This window comes from Bacillus sp. BML-BC051, assembly GCF_019656175.1.
GTDB lineage: Bacteria > Bacillota > Bacilli > Bacillales > Bacillaceae_G > Bacillus_A > Bacillus_A mobilis.
Window position 1 is genome coordinate 1 of the sequence record NZ_BPLI01000009.1, and the last position, 21,787, is coordinate 21,787.

The 21,787-nt window shown below is 32.8% G+C and carries 15 protein-coding genes; 13 read left to right on the top strand and 2 right to left on the bottom strand.

Annotated elements, in window-relative coordinates:
- The first annotated feature begins 235 nt into the window (after positions 1 to 235).
- The 13 genes from K5S59_RS02545 to K5S59_RS02605 all read left to right on the top strand — a co-directional run bounded on the left by K5S59_RS02545 (position 236) and on the right by K5S59_RS02605 (position 18,945).
- Entirely contained in the window at positions 236 to 1,069 is an 834-nt protein-coding gene (locus tag K5S59_RS02545; RefSeq protein ID WP_076873714.1) for a TnsA endonuclease N-terminal domain-containing protein, read from the top strand.
- Positions 1,066 to 3,258 (top strand): Mu transposase C-terminal domain-containing protein, encoded by a 2,193-nt coding sequence (locus K5S59_RS02550; protein WP_076873715.1) that lies wholly within the window; start codon positions 1,066 to 1,068, stop codon positions 3,256 to 3,258. The genes K5S59_RS02545 and K5S59_RS02550 overlap by 4 nt, the downstream gene beginning before the upstream one ends.
- The gene (locus tag K5S59_RS02555) at positions 3,255 to 4,922 is read left to right on the top strand and encodes an ATP-binding protein (RefSeq protein WP_076873716.1); all 1,668 of its coding nucleotides are present in this window, start codon (positions 3,255 to 3,257) and stop codon (positions 4,920 to 4,922) included. The genes K5S59_RS02550 and K5S59_RS02555 overlap by 4 nt, the downstream gene beginning before the upstream one ends.
- A 3-nt stretch (positions 4,923 to 4,925) precedes the next feature.
- Entirely contained in the window at positions 4,926 to 6,674 is a 1,749-nt protein-coding gene (locus K5S59_RS02560) for a TnsD family Tn7-like transposition protein (RefSeq protein ID WP_076873717.1), read from the top strand.
- 31 nt (positions 6,675 to 6,705) lie between these two features.
- The gene (locus K5S59_RS02565) at positions 6,706 to 8,289 is read left to right on the top strand and encodes a hypothetical protein (protein ID WP_076873718.1); all 1,584 of its coding nucleotides are present in this window, start codon (positions 6,706 to 6,708) and stop codon (positions 8,287 to 8,289) included.
- A 255-nt stretch (positions 8,290 to 8,544) separates the two neighbouring features.
- A complete protein-coding gene (locus K5S59_RS02570) occupies positions 8,545 to 8,847 on the top strand; it encodes a DUF2325 domain-containing protein (protein WP_076873719.1) in 303 nt (100 codons plus the stop codon).
- Positions 8,848 to 8,921: 74 nt separating this feature from the next.
- On the top strand, positions 8,922 to 10,853 hold the full coding sequence (locus K5S59_RS02575; RefSeq protein WP_076873720.1) for an N-6 DNA methylase: 1,932 nt from the start codon (positions 8,922 to 8,924) through the stop codon (positions 10,851 to 10,853).
- A gap of 141 nt (positions 10,854 to 10,994) precedes the next feature.
- Complete coding sequence (gene hsdR, locus K5S59_RS02580; RefSeq protein WP_076873721.1) at positions 10,995 to 13,352, top strand: EcoAI/FtnUII family type I restriction enzme subunit R; 2,358 nt, start codon at positions 10,995 to 10,997, stop codon at positions 13,350 to 13,352.
- 15 nt (positions 13,353 to 13,367) lie between these two features.
- Positions 13,368 to 14,810, top strand: coding sequence for a class I SAM-dependent DNA methyltransferase (locus K5S59_RS02585; protein WP_076873722.1), 1,443 nt, complete (start codon positions 13,368 to 13,370; stop codon positions 14,808 to 14,810).
- Positions 14,807 to 16,513: a restriction endonuclease subunit S gene (locus K5S59_RS02590; RefSeq protein ID WP_076873723.1), complete on the top strand. Its 1,707-nt coding sequence runs from the start codon at positions 14,807 to 14,809 to the stop codon at positions 16,511 to 16,513. The genes K5S59_RS02585 and K5S59_RS02590 overlap by 4 nt, the downstream gene beginning before the upstream one ends.
- A gap of 305 nt (positions 16,514 to 16,818) precedes the next feature.
- Entirely contained in the window at positions 16,819 to 17,196 is a 378-nt protein-coding gene (locus tag K5S59_RS02595) for a hypothetical protein (RefSeq protein WP_076873724.1), read from the top strand.
- Between the two features lie 46 nt (positions 17,197 to 17,242).
- The gene (locus tag K5S59_RS02600; RefSeq protein WP_076873725.1) at positions 17,243 to 18,253 is read left to right on the top strand and encodes a type II TA system antitoxin MqsA family protein; all 1,011 of its coding nucleotides are present in this window, start codon (positions 17,243 to 17,245) and stop codon (positions 18,251 to 18,253) included.
- Between the two features lie 251 nt (positions 18,254 to 18,504).
- Positions 18,505 to 18,945 (top strand): protein-tyrosine phosphatase family protein, encoded by a 441-nt coding sequence (locus K5S59_RS02605; protein ID WP_220784037.1) that lies wholly within the window; start codon positions 18,505 to 18,507, stop codon positions 18,943 to 18,945.
- Between the two features lie 316 nt (positions 18,946 to 19,261).
- Here the strand turns inward: K5S59_RS02605 and K5S59_RS02610 are convergent, their stop codons facing one another.
- Together K5S59_RS02610 and K5S59_RS02615 are read right to left on the bottom strand one after the other, a co-directional pair.
- A complete protein-coding gene (locus tag K5S59_RS02610; protein ID WP_202293840.1) occupies positions 19,262 to 20,014 on the bottom strand; it encodes a hypothetical protein in 753 nt (250 codons plus the stop codon).
- Complete coding sequence (locus K5S59_RS02615) at positions 20,001 to 21,764, bottom strand: site-specific integrase (protein ID WP_151633512.1); 1,764 nt, start codon at positions 21,762 to 21,764, stop codon at positions 20,001 to 20,003. The genes K5S59_RS02610 and K5S59_RS02615 overlap by 14 nt, the downstream gene beginning before the upstream one ends.
- Between the last annotated feature and the right edge of the window lie 23 nt (positions 21,765 to 21,787).

Genomic DNA, 21,787 nt, shown 5'->3' on the forward strand with positions numbered 1-21,787 from the left:
TGTTCCATTAAAAAAATGTTTTAGACTATAGAAAAAAGTATTAGACTGTTAAAAAATAGTTGTAGACTATTAAAAAAAAGTATTAGACTCAATTTGGTTGGCCATAATGGTATCTAAAGTAGTAGGTACTATGGATTAGAGACAACAAATTTATAATATGAACAAAAAGGTTACCTATTGCATAAATGGGTAGCCTTTTTTATTTACCATTAAACAGTCAAATGAGGGATTCATTGTGGCAAAGCGAAAGTATGAATGGGATGCAAAGAAAATTGAAAGGTATATTAAGCAAGGACGTGGACAAAAGGAAGGAAAAAATTATAAACCTTGGTTCTTAGCACAAGATGTTCCTTCTATTGGAAGAGATGGTCAGCGAGAAGGTTGGAAGACTGGACGTGATCACCACCTTTTATCTGATTTAGAAAGTGATTATTTCTATTTGTTAGAGTGGTCTAGTACAGTAACGGACATTAGAGAGCAGTTTCCTTTACTACCTATTGAAGAAACAGTATCTATAGCTGAAGGATTAGGGATTAAACATCCTAATGATAATAAAACGAAAGAAATTGTAGTGATGACTACTGATTTTGTCATAAATGTTGGTTCGAAAGAATTTGTAAGAACATTAAAATATGCGGGTGATTTAGAGGATGCTCGTACAATAGAGAAGTTAGAAATTGAAAGGGAATATTGGCAGCGGAGAAATATAGATTGGGGTATTGTGACCGATAAAGAGATACCAAAAATATTGTGTGAGAATGTGAAATGGGTTCGTAAAGAGTATCACAATTCAGATGTCTCGAAGTTAGGTTCTTTTATTGTAGATAGTATAGAAAAAATTGTTTATCAGCTTATCCAAGATGAAACAACTCCCTTATCTATTGCCACTTCACAAACAGACGATCGTTTAGGGTTAGAACCAGGAACTTCACTAGCTATGATAAGGCATTTTATTGCAAGAAAAAGATGGATTGTTAATATGAATGAAAAGATTATTCCATCTCTTCCGCTAAAAGGAGTTTTAATTTCTACAAACAGTAATTATAAGAAAGCAGAGGGATATCAATGAGACATCAATTGGCAGTGAATACAGTTATTCAATGGATTGATAGTAATAATTCTGATGTTGTTCAAGTAGAAAGAGTGCTCTGGATTGATGCAATAGGTGAACAACTTGTTGTTATAGCCCTTAATGATGCTAAGGCGTTACCTACGTTAAAGAATAGTGAAGAATATGTGGAAAATCATTCAGGGAAGCAATTTAAGATAATTGAGTGGATCGATCAATTTAATCTCCCTTTAGAAGAGCGTGATGCATTACCAAAAACTTATTTAGAGAAGAGGGATGAAGCGTGGGAGATTATAAAACATTTAGTCAAAGATGAGCCTAGTATCTATGATCCGAGATTACGTGGGGTTATGATTCGTGAGTTACAGGAGAGGATTTCTGTACATAAAAGCACGATATATCGGTATTTAAGAAGATACTGGCAATCAGGAAAAGTGATAGATTCTTTAATACCGCATTATAAAAACTCCGGGGGATATGGAAAAGAAAAAAGTAGTAGTGAAGTGAAAAGGGGAAGACCAACTAAGGTAGTAGAAGAACTCGGTGGAATCAATATAACAGAAGGAATAAAGCATAGCTTTCAAGCTGGTATTTCTTTATTTTACAATACGAAAAATCAACCTAATATTAAAAGGGCATATAAAAAGACGATGGCTAAATTTTTTAATATCGGTTTTAAAGTAGAAGGAGAAGAACGGATTCCTATACTACCTCCTAGAGAACAATTACCTACTTACGAGCAGTTTTATTATTGGTTCCGAAAGAAGCAAGATTTAGAAAAGTCTTTGCAAGCTAGGATAGGAAAACATGCTTTTAACCTGAAACATCGGCCAATTTTGGGGAGTTCAACAACAGAGTCTTTTGGCCCTGGTTCAAGATTTCAAATTGATGCCACTGTTGCGGATATATACTTAGTGAATGAATTTAATCGCGAGTGGATTATTGGAAGGCCAATCATTTACATAGTTATGGATGTCTTTAGTCGTATAGTTACTGGATTTTATGTAGGTTTAGAAGGGCCAAGTTGGATTGGGGCTATGATGGCTTTGCTTAGTACGTCAATGGATAAAGTTAAGCTTTGTGCAGCTTATGGATTGGATATTAATTATGAAGACTGGCCAATTCATCATTTACCTGAAATACTTCTTGCAGATAGAGGAGAGTTTGAAGGACTTAAGCCTAATGGATTAAGAGACTCTTTAGGGGTCGATATTGAATTGGCTGCACCTTACCGAGCAGATTGGAAGGGAGTTGTAGAGCAACAATTTCGATTGCTAAATTTGAGGTCAATTAAGTGGATACCAGGTGCTGTTGAAGCTCGAAAACGTGAACGAGGTGAACGAGATTATCGTTTAGATGCAACATTAACACTAAATGAGTTCACACAAGTTATTATTCATTCAATTCTATACCATAATAACTCTCATTATATGAAGGCTTATGATCGAAATCAATTTATGGTGGCTAATGATGTACTACCTATTCCAACAGTTTTATGGAAGTGGGGAGTTGAGTATCGAAATGGTCGGCTGAAAACAGAAGCAGAAGATATTGTAAAGTTGGCTCTTATGCCAAGAGGAACAGCAACTGTTACTCGCTCTGGAATTATTTTTAAGGGGATGTCTTATTCTTGTAATTTAGCTATACGTGAACAATGGTATACAACAGCTGGATATAGAGGGAGTTGGAAAGTTCCTGTTGTGTATGATGTGCGAAATGCTAACGAAATTTATTTATTATTAAACAACGGTAGAAGTTTTGAGAAATGCCATTTATCTAACAAAGCAGAGAGGTATTACAATAAACGTTTTGAAGAAATAGAAGAATTACATGTTTTAGAAAAACAACTTGGTAAAGAGGGAGCATATAACAATTTAGTATCCCAAATTGAACTGGATACAAAGGTAGAAGCAATTACAGAAAAGGCGATGAAAGAGACTCAAACGGCTATCGAGAATAGTGATTTAAGTAAAAATAAACGTTTAAAAGACATTAACAAAAACCGAAAAATGCAAAAAGAAGAAAATCGTAAGACGGAAGCATTTGTGTTAGGGGAAAATGAGCAGGAACAGAATAAAGAATCTGTCTCGCAATCAGTTCAGGGGGAACCTATAGAGTATGTGGCACCTGCTGAAAAGATCGATAAATTAAAGTCTATTTTAGCTGAGTTGGATGGTGAACATGCATGAGTATCAAAAAGTTCTTGTTAAAAGGTGCTGTAATGGCTGCGGATTATAAAAGTCAGCAAATTGAAGACTATCAAGGAAATCCATTAATAGAGGCTCTTCCTGAAATCTATAGTGAAACAGAAGTAATTAAAAAATTAGCGAATCGGCCTTTATATAAAGAAGAAGAGAAAACGTATCCTTCACATTTAAGGATGCATATGGTGCAAAGGGTTTATAGAGATTTTTTTCAACCATTATCTATTCATTTAGAAATAGAACAGAGGATATCTAGAATTATTCGTGATGGATATTTAGGAAGAAGTGCATTAACACCTAACTATGCTTATAAAGTACGGAAGGACGCTTATCATTTAATTACAAATAGTAGAGATGCTGGAAGTAAGGTTTTGAATGCTAGTTCATCAGGATTTGCCATTGTCGGGATATCTGGAATTGGGAAGTCATCAACATTAGAAAAAGTGTTAAATATGTATCCACAAGTCGTCATACATACAAGCTATCAAGAACAGCCGTTACATTTGTATCAAGTTGTTTGGTTAAAGATGGATTGTCCACATGATGGTTCTATTAAAGGTCTATGTTTGAATTTTTTAAGTGCTATGGATGAAATTTTAGGAGGAAACTATTATAAGAAACATGGTGGTGGACGGAAGACGGTTGATGAATTGCTTCCTATTATTTCTCAAATTGCAGCTGTACATTGCTTAGGTGTTTTAGTAATTGATGAAATTCAAAATTTAAACGAAGCGAAAAGTGGGGGAAGTGCAAAGATGTTGAATTTCTTTGTACAACTCGTTAATACAATTGGTGTGCCGGTAATATTAATTGGTACGTATAAGGCATCATCTATTTTAGATGGTGAATTTAGAAATGCAAGACGAGTGTCAGGGCAAGGCGATCTAATTTGGAGCCGAATGCAAAATGATGATGAATGGGACTACTTTTTAAAGGGGTTATGGTGTTATCAATGGACAAGTAAATTTGTAGAATACGACGAACATTTTAGAGAGGTTATGTATTATGAATCACAAGGAATTAGTGATATCGCAGTAAAACTATTTATGTTAGCTCAATGGAGATGCATTGATACTAACAAATCACATATTACACCTTCGATTGTTAAATCTGTAGCAAGGGACCGATTACAATTACTTCAGCCAGCTTTAAAAGCGTTACGAACAGGAATAAAAGATGATATCGAAAAGTTAGGTGATATCTTCTCGAAGATGGAAACAGTAGATCTATTAAATGAAATAGAAGAGAAGCTTAAGCAAAAAGATCGGTTAGAGTTGCTGAAGCAAGAAATGGATTACAATACCTATGAACCATTGATTCAAGAAGTGGGAAAATGGTTAATTGAGGGTGGTGTAGAAGAAGTAGTAGCTTCTCAATGCGCAAAAGATGTAGTAAGTGAAAACCTAGATAAATTAACAAAAGTAGATTTAAAACAATTAGCGCTTAAACATGCTCTTTCAAAGTTGAGGGATGGTACAGCAAAAAGTAAAACAAAAATAAAGAAGTTAAAAGCTACATATAAAAAAGCTGATGATTTAAGGTTGATTTATTCAAAAGCGAAAGAAAAGAAAATTTTAAATTATGATGCTTTAAAAGTAGCTGGTTTTATAAAGCAACCTGATGAATTTTTAACAGAGCAGGGTGGATAGAATATGCTAACATTTTTTCCAACTCCTTATCCTGATGAAATATTATATAGTACTTTTGCGAGATATCATATGAGAAGCGCTAACAGTTCTATTAAAGATACATTAGATGATTTGTTCGGTAAAAAGACTGTAATGTCAACAATTGATTTACCTAGTCACCTTTACAGTTTATGTAACAGAATATCTCCAACACATTCTTCTATTACTCCAGAAAAGCTACTAGAAAAACATACTTTATATCCTTTTTATTCTCCTTTTTTACCGGCCAATAGAGCGCAACAACTTAAAGAAATGATGATAGCTGATAATGGACAGTCCATTCACATGATGACGGGGATTATTGCAGGTGCAATATGTACAAAGCATTCTTTATATTACTGTTCAAATTGTTTGACCGAGGATTTAAAACAATATGGTGAACCATACTTTCATAGAATACATCAAGTACCAGGGGTATTTGTGTGTTCCAAACATAACGTGTGGTTACAACCTTTTAAGAAAAAGGATTCCTTCAACAAACATGAGTTTATAGCGCTTCCTTTGACTGTGACCGATTCTTTAAAGTATGAAGAAATAAGTATATCAAAGAAGACAAGAAACTTGTTATTTCAAATAGCAAAAGATATTGAATTTCTACTAGAACATGGGATAGGTGAGAATTTATATGAAGCAAAAACAATGTATTTGAGCCAGTTAACAAGACAAGGGTTTGTTACAGTAGGAAAAAGGATTAAACAAGAACTTTTACATGAGCAATTTCAATTGTTTTATGGGAAAGAATTATTAGATTTACTAGAATGCTCGATTGAAGGGCAACACAATTGGTTAACGTTTATTGTGAGAAAAGCAAAAAAAGCAATTCATCCTTTACGTCACGTATTAATGATGAGATTTTTATTCGGAACAGTTCAAGATTTTAAGTTGGAGGATACGTATTTAAATCCATTTGGCCATGGACCATGGCCTTGTTTAAACAAGGCAGTAGAACATTTTGGTGAAATGGTTATAAATCGGGTTTATATTTCAAGATGCTACAATACTAAGCGGCCTGTTGGAACGTTCTGTTGTTCTTGTGGTTTTATTTATTCCCGGACAGGCCCAGATCAATCTGAAACAGATGCATGTAAGATAGGAAGAATAAAGGCTTTTGGCAGTCAATGGTATGAAAAGTTAAAGGAGATATCTCAACAAAATATATCATACCGAGCAACAGCGAGAGCGTTAAATGTTGATGTTAGTACAGTAATTAAATATTTAAAGTTGATTGAAACTGAAAGACTACAAGATCAGGTTGAGAAAGAAAAGAATTTATATGTAAGGTTACAAAGAACAGGAAGTGCTAATGAACCGAAAAGAATAACTAAAAAGAGAAAAGGATCATGCGCTGTAAGAGTTGATTGGGAGGAAAGGGATTTAGTTTTAAGCAAGTTAGTGGAGCAAGAATGTCAGAGAATATTGCATAATCAAGATGAGAAGCCTGTACAAATTACACCAACAAGAATTGGGAAGATACTAGGAAAAGAGGCGTGGTTTCAACATTATAAAAATAAATTACCGTTAACGATGGAGAATTTAAATATGTATAAAGAAACAATGGAAGAGTTTCAAGTAAGGCGAGTAAGGTGGGTTATTAAACAACTAAAGCTGCAAAATAAGGTGTTAAGAAAATGGGAAATTGAGCGTTTAGCAGGATTAAGGAAAAACTACAGCTCTCTAGTGTACAATGAAATTATGAAAGGGATTTCTTCTTAAATGTTTTATCGGGGAATGGGGGAAATGTACAATGGAGAGCTTACAGTTTAAAAAGTGGCCATTTCAAGAAAATGAGCGAATAAAGGTACATTGGTTTCGATCACCATATCGAGTTGAAAATAAGGAATGGGTATTAGATGTTATTTTGCAACAAGAAGACCGAAGTATTAAGAAAAAGGCAACAATACCTTTTGGATCATTACCATGGTTACGTCTAGGACAATACATAGTAGATGGAAAACCATTACGTGAATCGGACGGATACATAAAAAATATTCAAATGTTAAATGTTGATGAAGGTAATATAAAACCTGCGGTGCAATGTATTCCGAAAAATTTATACTTATTGCAGTACCCAAAGAATTACGATGAAAATTGTTGGAGTGTTACTTATAGGGATAAGTTGGTAGTGATTCCTTGTATTGAAATAGCAAGAGCTTTGTTAGCACCTTCACGTTTTTTGGCAAATGCTCTTATAGATCCTGTTGGATTACAGTATTTAATTGATGAAGTTGAAGAGCATGGAAGAGAATTAACATTAAAGCTAAATGACAGCATTCCAAAATCATATGTTACTAAAAATTTAATTAACCATTTCATCTGGTTAATGTATAACGAAAAGGCAAATGATACTTGGCATCATTTTTATAAATCTCTTTATAATCCAGAAGAGTCCCTTCAGCGGGGAAATAGTAAGGTACAGGTTAATATGCCTTTATCCGGAACGTGTTCTTTAAAAGTAAGATGTAGAGAAGTAGACAACGTAATATTAGTATTAGAAATTATAGAAGCCTCAGGGCTTTACCACCCGTTTAAAAAGGTAACTGTAGAACATGGTGGAAAAAAAGTAATAAAGTTATACGAAAAAGATGAACAAGCTACAAAAAACACCAAGACCTCAACTGATAAGAAAGAAGGAGTCTTAGATGACTCACTTTCACCCTCATTAAATGAAAAAATTACTTCACATGTTAAAGTACAAACTACAAAATTAAAATTTAGAACAAAGCCAAATGTTGAAATATTAGATAGTGATAAAGTGGCTACAAAGCGAGTAGGAACAGATGCAGATAATGTTGAGAAAATTGCTTCCAACATTGTCACAACAGTTCAATCATCTAGAGGTGGAAAAGTAAAACCTCTAGAGTTTGAATCCCTAGAGGTAGAGTTTGAAGCAAAGGATAGCGGCCTCGAAGATTTTATGAATGCCGTAAGACACCTGATTATGAATAATGATGTAAAAGTACTAGATGTTCAGGTTGCTGATTTACCAGGAGATTCGGGAATTAGCTTTGTTACGGAGCATGTGAGAAGAAAGTTTATGTATGTACTATTAAAAATAGATGATGAAAGGGAATTTTTATTAATTGAGATGGGGCGACCAGATTATAAATCAATTTCTACTTTAGTTGTTGTACCTAAGTATAATGAAGTGTTTGGATCAGTACATAAAAGGCTAGTTTGGAGAGTTATCCAATCGTTAATTGAAAACCGTGGATCGTGGAATAGGGAGCAACTTAATCAAGACAGAATATACAACTTTTCTTTTATGAAACATACAAAGACAATATCAGGTTTATGGGCGAAGAGAATATATATGAAAATACAAGGGTGAAAATAAAATTGCATGTAGGAGGGGTATCATGAATATACTAAGATATTACGTACCTCTCCCACGCTATTGTGAAAGAAAAAATTTAAGGGTAAAAACAAATATTAAAAAAAGAATTGATAATACCTTTACAAAAAATATCTTTTTATGTTATAACTATATCAAGAGTTATTGAAAGGCAGTTAAGTGCCACTCCAAAAGAGAATTAACAATACCTTATAAAGATATTGTTTTTATTAAAATTATAGGAGGGTTATTATGAAGAAAGTAGCAATTATTGGTGGTGATAATAAACAGGGATACTTAAAGAAATGCAAAGAAAAGAAGTTAGAACTATTATTTCATGATGGAAGGATAAAAAGAAAAGGCTCGAAGGAATTTTATGAAAAGCTCATAAAAGAAGTTAACTGTGTTATACTTATATTAAATGCGGTTTCTCATAAAACGATGTATGAGGTACGTGAAGTAGCAAAGAAATTTGATATACCAATTATTTATCATAAAACCAAAGGGGTAAATAGTACGATTCGAAAAATCCACGATAAGGTGGCTTTTAATTAAAGAAAAAATAAAAGGAATTTTAAATACCTTATTAATAAAAAGTTAATTCTTATAAAGAGAAGGGATGAATATTTATGGAAAATATTAAGTCATTGGCAAGAGATATTGTTAGTAATGTGGGAGAGAAATTAAGAGGTATTCTAGTTTTTAATGAATATAAGCATGTGATTGCAAGGATAGTTGGTATAGAATTTCTTTTACTTAATAAGGGGCATGGATATAACCTTCCAGAAAATATAACATGGCAGTCTTTAATTAATTCTCCTACAAATTTAAGCGATAGGTTGAATGATTTTTCTGTCAATGTTGAATCCTTTAATACTCGGTTAGAAGCTGTATTTACTTCATTTGATTTTTCTAAAGTAGATAATGTGACTTTATATGAGGTCATTAATATTATCAATAAATATTCTTTAAGTAAAGAGCAATTTAATGATACAGATGCAACTGGGGAATATATAGACGCAATCTTTGGTGAACTAGCTTTACGTGAGGGGAAAGTAGGAGGAGAATATTTCACTCCTGAAGGATTAAATGAATTGATGATTCGTGTGTTATCTCCTAAAAATGGAACTTTCCATGATGGTGCAGCTGGTATAGGTCAAACAACGATGAAAGCATTTCAATATAATAAAGAAATTTCGGTATATGGGCAAGAAATTGTGTTAGGCATATACGGTTTACTTCAAATAAATAGTATGGTTCACGGGGTCAAAAAGGAGAAAGGGCATTTTGCATTAGGAGATACTCTTTCTGATCCTAAATTTATAAATGAAAATGGCTTAATACAATTTGATTACATTGCTATGAATGCTCCTTTTGGTGGAACTTGGGAACGTGAAAAAGCTGAAAGGGATATTTATGGAAGGTTTACTAGATATGGAATTCCAAGTAAGTCTCATGGAGATATGGCATTTGTATTACATGCAGTAGCTTCTCTAAAAGAAAATGGTAAGGCTGCAATGGTTGTTCCACATGGCGTATTGTTCCGTGGGGCGGCAGATCAAGAAATTCGAGAAGCTTTAATTCATGAAGATTTAATTGAGGCGGTTATTACATTGCCTTCTAATCTTTTCTTAGGCACAGGTATTCCAGTCGCTATTCTATTATTAAATAAGAATAAAGACGAACAAAAACGAGGGAAAGTACAATTTATCCTTGCCGAGGATAATTATGGAAGTACAAGAACTCAGAAGTATTTACGTACAGAAGACATCAATAACATTATCTATTTATATGAAGAGTTTCAAAATAATGAAGTTGATAGCAGAATTGTTAATATGAACGAAATTAAAGAAGAAAATTATGTGTTAAATCCTAAAGTTTACTTTCCTCAATATGAGTTATCTACACGTATTGGAAAAGTTATGGTTAATAAAAATGAGTATGAGAACAGCACGGAAGATAAAATAAAACTTGGAGATATTGCAAAAGTATTCCGTGGAGTAAACTTGCCTTCAAAAAGCGCTATTAAGGCAAATGAAGGAAAAGGTCACAAAGTGATTCAGCTTAAGGATGTGGAAGATGGAAAAATTCAATTTAATAAGCTAGATAGATTACCGGTCCAAAATATTGAAAGATATATTGTGCAATCTGGAGACATTATTATTTCTAGCCGTGGTACAGCATTAAAGATTGCTGTAGTTCCTGATAATGTAGAGGAAGCGGTTTTATCTAATATGTTTATTGGTATTCGCTTATTAAATAAAGAAGAACATAATCCGCATTATATTAAGGCATTTTTAGAAAGTCCTATTGGATTATATTTCTTAGAAGCTTATCAAAAAGGTAGTGTAATGAGAGTTGTTACTGCGAAAGATGTAGAAGTTATTGAATTACCTAAAAAAGATATACAAGAACAGAATCTTCTTGTTAAAGAGATAAATGTGACTGAGCAAGAGTATAAAATGTTATTAGAGAAAGCCGAAAAGTTATATAAAGAAGGCTATATAAACATTTATGAAAAGATGGGAGTAGGGAAAGCGGTAAGTTTAATGGCCGAGTAAGAAAAGAATATCTCCTTCTGTATAATTCTTTTAGTACAGGAGGAGATGAGAATGTAATGTTTAAGAGAGCTTAAATGGTATAATCTTACTTAGATATATATATAAAATGATAATTGTAATAATGGGTGGAGGGAGAAGGAAATGAACAAGAAAAGTTTATCGGAAAGAGATATATGTTCTAAATTTATCACACCAGCTGTTGTAAACGCTGGCTGGGATTTGCAGAAACAAATTCGTGAGGAAGTTACATTTACAGATGGTCGAATCTTTGTGCGTAAAAAAAAGGTAACACGTGGCAAAAAAAAACGTGCGGATTATATTCTTTACTATAAACCTAATATTCCTATTGCAATTATTGAAGCAAAAGATAATAAACATTCTGTAGGTACAGGTATGCAGCAAGCGTTAGAGTACGGTGAAATTTTGGATATACCATTTATTTATTCTTCAAATGGCGATGCTTTTATAGAGCATGATCGTACTGTAACAGAAGGTGTAAAAGAAAAAGACATAGCTTTAAATGATTTTCCTTCTCCTGAATCATTATGGAAACGATATAAAGAGGCGAAAGGTATTACAGAAGAAGCTGAACAAACGATTACACAAGATTTTCATTTTGAACATGGCGGGAAGAGTCCTCGTTACTATCAACGTGTAGCAATTAATCGTACAGTAGAAGCAATTGCGAAAGGTCAAGATCGTGTTTTGTTAGTAATGGCGACAGGAACAGGAAAAACGTATACCGCATTTCAAATCATTCACCGTTTATGGAAGGCGCGAACAAAGAAAAGAATTTTATTTCTAGCTGATCGTAATATTCTTGTAGATCAAACAATGTCAAATGACTTTCGTCATTTTGGGGACAAGATGACAAAAATTACGAATCGAACAGTAGATAAGGCTCATGAAGTATACTTAGCTTTATATCAAGGGATTTCTGGGAAAGAAGAATTTCAAAATGTATATAAAGAGTTTTCACCAGATTTCTTTGATTTAATTGTCATCGATGAGTGTCATCGTGGAAGTGCGAAAGAAGACTCAGCTTGGAGAGAAATATTAGATTATTTTAGTCCAGCAGCACAAGTTGGTCTAACTGCAACGCCAAAAGAAACAAAAGATGTATCTAATATTGAATACTTTGGGGAACCGATTTATACATATTCTTTAAAACAAGGGATTGAAGATGGATTTTTAGCTCCTTACAAAGTAATTCGTGTTGCTTTAGATAAAGACTTAGGGTATCGCCCAACAAAAGGAAAGCGTGATAAGTACGGTTATGAAATTGAAGATCGTGAGTATAACGTAAAAGATTTTGATAAAAAGTTAGTTCTTGAAAAACGAACAAAAATGATTGCTAAAAAAGTATCGGATTATCTTAAAGAGAATGGAAATCGCTTTGCAAAAACGATTTTCTTTTGCACAGATATTGATCATGCGGAGCGTATGAGACAAGCACTTGTAAATGAGAATAGTGACTTGGTTGCAATGAATTCTAAGTACGTTATGCGTATTACTGGTGATAATGAAGAAGGTAAAAAAGAATTAGATAGTTTTATTGATCCGGCATGTAAATATCCAACACTTGTTACTACAAGTAAACTTTTAACAACAGGAGTCGACTGCCAAACATGCCAACTTATTGTACTGGATACGAATATATCAAGTATGATTGAGTTTAAACAAATTATTGGTCGGGGCACTCGTATTCGTGAGGATTACGGTAAACAATTCTTTACTATCCTGGATTTTAGAAATGTCACTGCACATTTTGCTGACCCAACCTTTGATGGTGATCCAGTTGTTATAAAAACCACAGATGGAAAAGTCCCTACAGATGATGAAGGTGAACAATCAGATTCAGGCGATAATACAGATGATTTTCCTAATTCGGGTAGTGATGGTGGAAGTGTAGATTGGCCAGATCCTGACGAAGGTGACAAACCGAAAAAATATTATATAAATGATGTAGAAGTGAGAGTAATTCATGAGCGTGTCATGTATTATGGAAAAGATGGTAAGTTAATCACAGAATCTCTGAGAGATTACACAAGAAAAAGTGTTCGATCTCATTATCATACATTAGGTGAATTTCTAGAAGAGTGGAATGCAGCGGAAAAGAAGAAAGCTGTAATTGAAGCATTAGAAGAGCAGGGAATTCTGTTTGAAGAACTTCAAGAAGAGGTTGGGAAAGATTTCGATCCTTTTGATTTAATTTGCCATGTAGCATTTGATATGTCACCTCTTACCAGAAAAGAAAGAGCTAGCAATGTGAAAAAGCGTAATTACTTTGCAAAATATAGTGAAACAGCTCGTGCGGTGTTAGATGTGATTCTTGATAAATATGCTGATGAGGGGATTAATAATTTGGATAAAGAAGTACTGCGCATACCTGATTTTCGTGAATTTGGTACACCAATTCAAATTGCAAGGGAGTTTGGTGGGACAAATAAATTTGTATTGGCTATGAAAGAATTACAGCAAGAGATTTATACAGCTTAGAAAGGAGAAATATAAATGTCAATTTCAACGGTTATTAAATCTGTACAAGATATTATGCGAAAAGATCCAGGGGTAGATGGCGATGCACAACGTATTGCTCAGCTCGTCTGGATGGTTTTCTTAAAAGTATATGATGCAAAGGAAGAGGAATGGGAGTTTGTACTGGAGGATTATCAACCTGTAATCCCAGAGGGGCTACGTTGGCGCGATTGGGCAAGCGATGATGAAGGAATGACAGGGGATGAATTATTAGACTTTGTAAATGACAAACTTTTTGTTGAATTAAAAGCTATAGAGGTAGATGAATATACAGATGCAAAAGTAGCAATTGTAAAGTCCGTATTTGAAGATTCGTATAACTACATGAAATCAGGGACGATTATGCGCCAGGTCGTAAATAAATTAAATGAGATAGACTTTTCAAATCAAGAGGATCGTCATACGTTTAATGATATTTATGAAAGTATTCTTCGTGATTTACAAAGTGCTGGGAATTCAGGTGAATATTATACACCACGTCCCGTTACACAATTTGTTGTGGATATGGTAAATCCTCAACTTGGTGAAAAAGTGATGGACTTTGCATGTGGTACAGGTGGTTATCTAACAAGTGCAATTGAGCATATAAAGAAACAAGTAAAAAGTGTAGAAGATGAAAAAGTTCTGCAAGATACAATTTTGGGAATTGAAAAGAAACAGCTTCCTCATATGTTGGCTGTGACAAACCTTATTTTACATGATATTGATGCACCCCAAATTCGTCACGATAATTCATTAGCACGTAATGTTAAAGATTACAAAGAAAATGAAAAAGTGGATGTGATCGTTGCGAATCCTCCGTTTGGCGGTATTGAAGAAGATGGGATTAAACTGAACTTTCCAACAAAATATCAAACATCTGAAACAGCAGACTTATTTATGGTATTAATGATGTACATGCTAAAAGATAATGGACGCGTAGGTATTGTACTTCCTGATGGCTTCTTATTTGGTGAAGGGGTAAAAACAGAGATTAAAAAGACATTATTAAAAGAGTTTAATCTGCATACAATTGTACGTTTGCCAAATGGTGTATTTGCTCCATATACAGGAATTAATACAAACTTACTGTTCTTTGAAAAAGGAAAAACAACAGAAGAAATTTGGTTCTTTGAGCATCCACTTCCAGAAGGATATAAAAACTATGCAAAAACAAAACCAATTCGTTATGAAGAATTTGAAGTTGAAAAAAAATGGTGGAACAATCGTGAAGAAAATGAGCATGCTTGGAAAGTAACAATTGATGAAATTAAATCAAAAAATTATAATTTAGATTTTAAAAATCCGTATAGTGAAGAGGAAGAATTGCTTTCACCGGCAGAAGCATTAGAAAAATATAATCGTTCTTTACAGCAAGTTCAAGAAGTAAAAGAAAATCTAAGACAAGAGTTATCATCTATCTTGGAGGGAATAAAATGAGTATGTTGTTAGAACAATTTGATACCATTTTTGATACTCCAGAATCTGTAGATAAACTAAAAGAGCTTATTTTAGATATGGCTGTAAAAGGAAAACTTGTCCCACAAGATCCGACTGATGAACCAGCAAGTGTGTTGTTAGAAAAGATAAAAGTAGAAAAAGAGAGTTTAATTAAAGAAAAAAAGATTAAAAAAGAAAAACAACTTTCTTCAGTGGCAGAAGAAGACAAAGATTATGAGCTTCCAATAGGATGGAGCTGGGTTAAGTTAGGGCAGATTGGTCAAATTGTTGGGGGAGGGACTCCTAGTACAAAAGTAGCTGAGTATTTTAGTGAAAATGAGGTTGCATGGTTAACACCAGCAGATTTAAATGGTTTAAAAGGTAAATATATTGGATCTGGAAGGCGATATATTTCTAAATTAGGGTTAGAAAAAAGTAGTGCACAATTACTTCCAAAGGGAAGCGTACTTTTTTCTAGTAGGGCACCAATAGGATATGTTGCTATAGCATCAAATGACTTGAGTACTAATCAGGGGTTTAAATCATGTGTTCCCTATATCTTAGAACTAAATGAATATTTGTATTACTATTTAAAACACATTGCTAAAAAAGTAGATGAAAAAGCATCAGGGACTACCTTTAAAGAAGTATCGGGTAAGATAGTTTCAAACTTATCTTTAGCTTTACCGCCTTTAGATGAACAAAAGCGTATTGTAAAGAAAGTAGATCAGTTAATGAGTTTCTGTGAGGAACTAAAGAATCGATTGGAAAAGAAACAAAAGCGAGAAGAGAGACTCAATGTATCTGCGTTCTCTTCTTTAGAGCAATCATTAACGGTTGAGGAATTAAAGGGAAGTTTACAATTCGTTTTAACTAATTTGCCGTCCCTTTGTACAGATAGAAAACAGGTTCAGCAACTACGAAATGCAATTGTATCCCTTGCTGTAAAAGGGATATTGGTTTTACAAGATTCGGATGATGAACCAGCGAGAGTATTTTTAGATAAAATAAAGCAAGAAAAAGAACAATTAATTCAAGAAAAAAAAATAAAAAAGGAAAAGGCTTTTTTGCCTATAAGTGAAGAGAATAAACCATACAAGCTTCCGAAAGGATGGGAGTGGGTACGATTAGGGGAATTATGTACATTGATTGAATTAGGGACATCAGTAAAAGCTTCCACAGAAAATATTGGTGTACCTGTCCTAAGAATGAATAATATTAAAAATGGAAAAGTAGTTTTATCTAATCTAAAATATTTAGATAAAAATTCAAAAGATTTACCTAGATTATATCTACGGTATGGGGACTTGTTATTTAATCGAACAAATAGCTATGAATTAGTTGGTAAAACAGGAGTTTTTAAAGGAATAGATGATGAATTTACTTTCGCTTCATATCTAATTAGGCTCCGATTAATGGAGAAATATGTAGATAATGGTTATATAAATTATGTAATAAATTCAAACTGGTATCGAATATCTCAAATTGAGCCAGGAATTGTTCAACAAAATGGTCAAGCTAACTTTAATGGTACAAAGTTAAAAAATACATTAATTCCATTACCACCATTAAATGAACAAAAACGTATTGTAAAAAGGATAGACCAACTCATGACTTTATGTGATGAGTTAGAAAATAATATAAACGTATTTAAGCAAGAGAAAGAATATTTACTTCACTCGGTTTTGTATCAAATATTTTAGCAATACAATAAAGAATTACAAAAGGCGTAAGGGATTATTCTCCTTACGCCTTTTAAGTAATACATAATTAGAGGGGGTAGTTAGTAAAGAAGGAAAAGGTAGTAGAAGATTGAAACTAAGGATAGTAAGCATTAGAGTATTAAAATGTCGAGTTTTCTTAGTTTACTGGTGGTATATTATGGTATATAATGTGAATATAAATTATTAATTGTTTACATTTATTAAAATTGGATACAAGTCTCTAAACATTTCCCGGATACTTATTATTAGGGGATTTTTTTATATAAATAGAAGGGGGCCCCTTAATGTCAACTGTTGCAAGTATACAAGATATTGAAAGTGTATTACAAAAAACTTTCAATCATATTAAAGAAGAAAAAATACATTTTGAACCGCGAAAAAAAAATATGGACTTTATTAATTCAAATGGTATTAGTATTGAGGATGCTTTATGGCATGTTGAACAATTAACTTATGAAGAGTACTACAGGGGACCGTCAGATGAGAAAGATAATCGTTTCCCTCCGGGGGATTATTGGGAATTTGGAATTCCTGAAGATTTCTGTGATTTATCGATGGAAGTGTATGTAAAGATTAAGGAGCTCTTACATGTTGATAATATGATGTGTATGTCTTTCCATGAAGCTCAGTATCCAATTACTTATCCTTATCGTACAACATAAAAGATGCAATGTAAGATGTGAGGAATTTAGAATAGGAGGAACCCATATGAACAATTTAGTATTCTGTGAAAATTGTAATACAAGTCGTGAATACTATGTAGAAGAAGGGCATATGGAGTATCATGTGAAAAATGAAAGTTTTGTAATTAGTGGTCATCAAGCTAAATGTGCTGTATGTAACCATGAAACCTTTCATTTTAATTTAGAAAAATCCAATCAAGCTAAGGCGTTTGATGAGTATCGAAAAAAACACTGTCTAGTATTTGTTAATGAAATCATTGAGACACGTGAAAAATATGGCCTAGCTCAACATGAATTTTCATTATTATTAGGGATTGGAGAGAATACTATTGCCCGCTATGAGCGCGGGACTTTACCTAGTGCTGAAAATAGTTTGTTAATTAGACAAGCTGCTAATCCAATATTAATGAAAAAATTCATTGAAACTAATGGGAATTCTATTAACTCAAGTACTAGAGAAGCCTTGTTAAAAGGGCTACAATTAGAAAAAGAAATAGAAGAAGATTTGATAGAGCCGATCATGGAAATGATTAGCCAAGAACCAGATGAGGAAAATGGATTTTTATCATTCAATTGGAGTAAATTCAAGCAAATGGTTGCGTTTTTTGCTAAAGAACAATCTCCCCATTTTACATCTATGTGTAAATTGATGTTTTATAGTGATTTTTATCACTTCAAAAAGTTTGGACGATCTATAAGTGGCGCTAAATATGTTTGTATGGATTATGGTCCTTGCCCTGATCGACATCAAACATTATTTGAAAGTGTGCCGAATGTACAAATTGAGAAATCACCTTTCTCTGAAAAAGGAAGAATTCTAAAATATATTGATACTAACGAAACCTTTCATTTTACATCTGAGGAATTTAATACATTATACTTTGTAAATGAAAAATTTGGAGGTGTGCGCTCGAGGGACATAAGTGAATTTTCACATGAAGAAAAAGCATGGAAGGATACGGATATGTATTCTTATATTTCATATGAATATGCTGAAGAATTAGATCCTGAGAGGAAAATTAAAATAAATATATAGTTACGGGAGTACTATGTATTAAAAGAATTAAATTTTGGTTAGTTAATAAAAAAACAAGCACTTATTAAGGTGCTTGTTTTTTATTGTAAGGTATTTATTAAAGGAATATTTTGCAATGAAAAAGAATTTTATTGCTAGTCTAATACTTTCTTTTATTTTCTTTATAGATAAAGGTGAGTATCACCTTGATTAGTCTACAACTATTGTTGTGTAGATTAACGAATTTCAGGCAATAAAAAGCTATCACACCAATGGCATGGAGTCTAAAACATTTTTTTAATCAAACAGTAAAAGGAAAAGTATATATTGGTGGAGTAGACGCTATACAAGACGCAGTAAAAAAGCATGGAGTTACAGAAGTATTTGACTTACGTTCTGGAGGACAAGAACCAGAAGGATTTCCAGTTGAAGCTAAGCGACATGCTTATCCAATTGTAGAAGGTGTAGAAGGCGAAGATGAATCTGTTAAAAATGCAATTGCAGCGGTCAAAGAAGCTATTGAACAAGATAAGACAGTATTTTTCCATTGCTCTGGTGGACGCAATCGTACAGGTACGGTTGCAACCGGATTATTAGTAGAATTAGGGCATGCATCTAACGTAGAGGAAGCGGAAGAAAAAGCAAAAGAAATACGTTCAATCATTAATATCAAACCAGAAATGAAGCAAGTATTGAAACGTTTGTATGTATAATTTGTCTAAGTCTCAAAAACATATGTTTTTGGGACTTTTTTATTTTATGGACATTATTTTGAAATGAAGCTCTCATTTATATGATTGGTTAAGATATGGGCAATCTCAAGGGGGAAGCAAACGTTTGGGACAATGATTATATTATTCATAAAGAAGAGTCTAATTTGCAGAGGCAATAGCGTTGTTTGATTAGAAGACTATAAACACAAATAACACTTTTCGTGAATGCCGGTGGTGTTATTTGTGTTTATCACTTTTATAAAATAATCTTTAAAAACTACAAACAGTGAGATATAACAAATTTATTATATCTATTTCATAGATCATACTCTGGGGGATTGTCTGGATTTTTGTTGTTTGAATGTAAAGGAATTACTTTAGAAGGATTTAAATGTTTTATAGCTTGATAATCTAAATGCTTTTCTAATTCTTGTATAAATGATGTTGGATTTTCAAAGGTGTCTTGTAATGCTAAGTTTATGATTTGTGATTTAGAGTTACCTGTATTTAGCATATTTACGAGTTCGTTTTCTTTGTTACTATAAGTAAACATGGCTAATAATGATTTTTGAATTCTATAATTTTTTTGTTTCAGAGTCTGAATGACCGATTCTTGTTTATTTAATTTATTTTGTAATTTATTATTTTTATCTTCCAATTGTTTAATTTTTGAAGCAATATTGTACAGGTGTTTATCATAAGGCTCTAAATATTCCCACAGTAACTCTTTGTTTTTTCCACCATACTTATCAATTAATTCTTTAATATCAATTAAGTCTAGTTCTATCGATTGAGAAATAGAAACTTTTTGTGACTGTATAGTATTAACTGTATCGACTAGCTGACGGCCGATACGATCTTTCTTTTTCCAAAAGTCATAGCTCGTTTTGATAGAGAATTCCCCTTGTTGATAAAGATTAGTGGCATATTCCCAAATATGTTTATATTTTATTTGAGGGTAAGGATTGTGGTTTTGGTTATAAATTCTAAGTAAATATAATATCTCTTGCTTAAGCTTTTCATTGATTTCATATTTTTTTGGTCTGCCAGGTCCTTTATTTGAGTTCATCAATCTCCACTCCTAATAGGTATTGTAATCTTGCGAGAGAAGTTTTGTCGTATTCTATTTTGTCAAATGTTGTCCTTAGCTCAGTTTTTAATTCAGGATTAATTTTTCCGAATTCATCTAAATGGTGTAAATTATATAGTCCTACTAAGTAATTAATCTTTTTTTGGAGATTGTTATAAATTACACTAATTTCTTTAATAATCAATTCTCGTTTTTCTTGCAAATCATGTAGTGATATACCCCAATGTTTGCAGAAATAACACCCTGTAAAGTTCCAATTGAATGAGGGACAGGGCATTGTTGTATCTTTACAATAACCCAGGTTTAATTCGATAAAATTACTAGATGCATCATGACTGTAGGTGTTAAATTCACTATAAGCAATTTCATCGAGTAGTTTTTCATATTCTTGAACACCTTGTGGTGACACGAAGTTTTCTGTATTTTGTAATATAAATTGGTTTGTTAATCTTTGTATATCTGTGTCGATCCAAAATTTCATATGGTTTCCATAAGAATATTGTGTGTTAAGGTCAAAGTGGCCTGCCAGCCTCTCAATCTCGACTCGGTCATATCCTTGCATCATTAGTGATATGATGGCTATATGTCTTAAGTCACCGGGTTTAAGTTGATTGCTAATCTCTAAGTTATATTCCTCTTTAATAACCTCCATATAAAAACATTCAATTAATTTTTGTAAATATTCTCGAGTAAATATTTTTTGTTCATAGTTTATAGAGCTCTTTATGTTCTTTAATGTTAATTCCTTAAAGGCTGCGAAAGATATTAGGTATTCGGAAGATTCATATTCTGATGTTAGTTGTAAATATTGTATAATTTTACCATGTAATTCTTTTGGAATTGGTAATGTGTCGTATGTTAGTTCAGTTCTGTTTTTTATATTTCGTTTTTGTTTAAGACGAGGGAAGGTTAGGGTATTCTCTGTAAGAGAGAGACAATCTCTCTTAATTAAACAAAATTCACTAGGGCGCATTGGTATAATGGATGTTATATCCCACCATAGGATGACTGGAAAGAATTTAGTCAGTTTATTGAATTTTAATTTGTCTGTTATCTTGTCTTGGTGGGTTATAAAAAAATATTCTATACAGTCTTTAAAGACTAAGATATCTTTTGGTGGAGGCAAATCACGATTGCTGTTAGATGATTTTATTTTAGCTCTTTCATCTTCTAGTATCTGAATGTAATGCGGATCTATAGGGAGATCTGTATAAAATTTTGAAAAGCTAAGAAAACTATTTATAAACCGTAGTATGGTTTCTGGAGCGACAGTTTTGGTTACATAGTCATTGCTTTTAGAGTTTTTTCTACTATAGACTTTACCAGAGTTAATTAATTGGATTAACTTTTCGTAGTTCGTTTGAAACCCTTTTGTTAGTCGACAAATAGAATATAGATTGCTAAAAAGTTTATATGTTACTGAGGGGGACTTAGAATTTAAATGTAAAATAATCCAACATTTTAAAGCTAGTATACATTCACTAATTACTAAATTACTATTGAACTTAAGCAATGGTTGAAAAGATTCAAAGTTGAAATAATAAGTTTGACCATTGACTAATTCAGCGAATGACCAGATGTTACTTTCGAAATCTTTTGTTTGGTTAAAAGATTTTATATCGAAATACTCGTTAAATAATTGTTGAGCCTCTATAATATTTTTATTAATATCAAATGCATTATCAAGGGTTGAAAGGTCTTCTAAAACTTTATGATTAATTTTTAACAAGCAAATCCTCCTCCGCTATGCAA

Bases quoted from the DNA above. Each gene is read 5' to 3' on its own strand.
- K5S59_RS02550 (WP_076873715.1), top strand. From the start codon at position 1,066: ATGAGACATCAATTGGCAGTGAATACAGTTATTCAATGGATTGATAGT.
- K5S59_RS02555 (WP_076873716.1), top strand. From the start codon at position 3,255: ATGAGTATCAAAAAGTTCTTGTTAAAAGGTGCTGTAATGGCTGCGGAT.
- K5S59_RS02560 (WP_076873717.1), top strand. From the start codon at position 4,926: ATGCTAACATTTTTTCCAACTCCTTATCCTGATGAAATATTATATAGT.
- K5S59_RS02565 (WP_076873718.1), top strand. From the start codon at position 6,706: ATGGAGAGCTTACAGTTTAAAAAGTGGCCATTTCAAGAAAATGAGCGA.
- K5S59_RS02570 (WP_076873719.1), top strand. From the start codon at position 8,545: ATGAAGAAAGTAGCAATTATTGGTGGTGATAATAAACAGGGATACTTA.
- K5S59_RS02575 (WP_076873720.1), top strand. From the start codon at position 8,922: ATGGAAAATATTAAGTCATTGGCAAGAGATATTGTTAGTAATGTGGGA.
- hsdR (WP_076873721.1), top strand. From the start codon at position 10,995: ATGAACAAGAAAAGTTTATCGGAAAGAGATATATGTTCTAAATTTATC.
- K5S59_RS02585 (WP_076873722.1), top strand. From the start codon at position 13,368: ATGTCAATTTCAACGGTTATTAAATCTGTACAAGATATTATGCGAAAA.
- K5S59_RS02590 (WP_076873723.1), top strand. From the start codon at position 14,807: ATGAGTATGTTGTTAGAACAATTTGATACCATTTTTGATACTCCAGAA.
- K5S59_RS02595 (WP_076873724.1), top strand. From the start codon at position 16,819: ATGTCAACTGTTGCAAGTATACAAGATATTGAAAGTGTATTACAAAAA.
- K5S59_RS02600 (WP_076873725.1), top strand. From the start codon at position 17,243: ATGAACAATTTAGTATTCTGTGAAAATTGTAATACAAGTCGTGAATAC.
- K5S59_RS02605 (WP_220784037.1), top strand. From the start codon at position 18,505: ATGGCATGGAGTCTAAAACATTTTTTTAATCAAACAGTAAAAGGAAAA.
- K5S59_RS02610 (WP_202293840.1), bottom strand. From the start codon at position 20,014: ATGAACTCAAATAAAGGACCTGGCAGACCAAAAAAATATGAAATCAAT.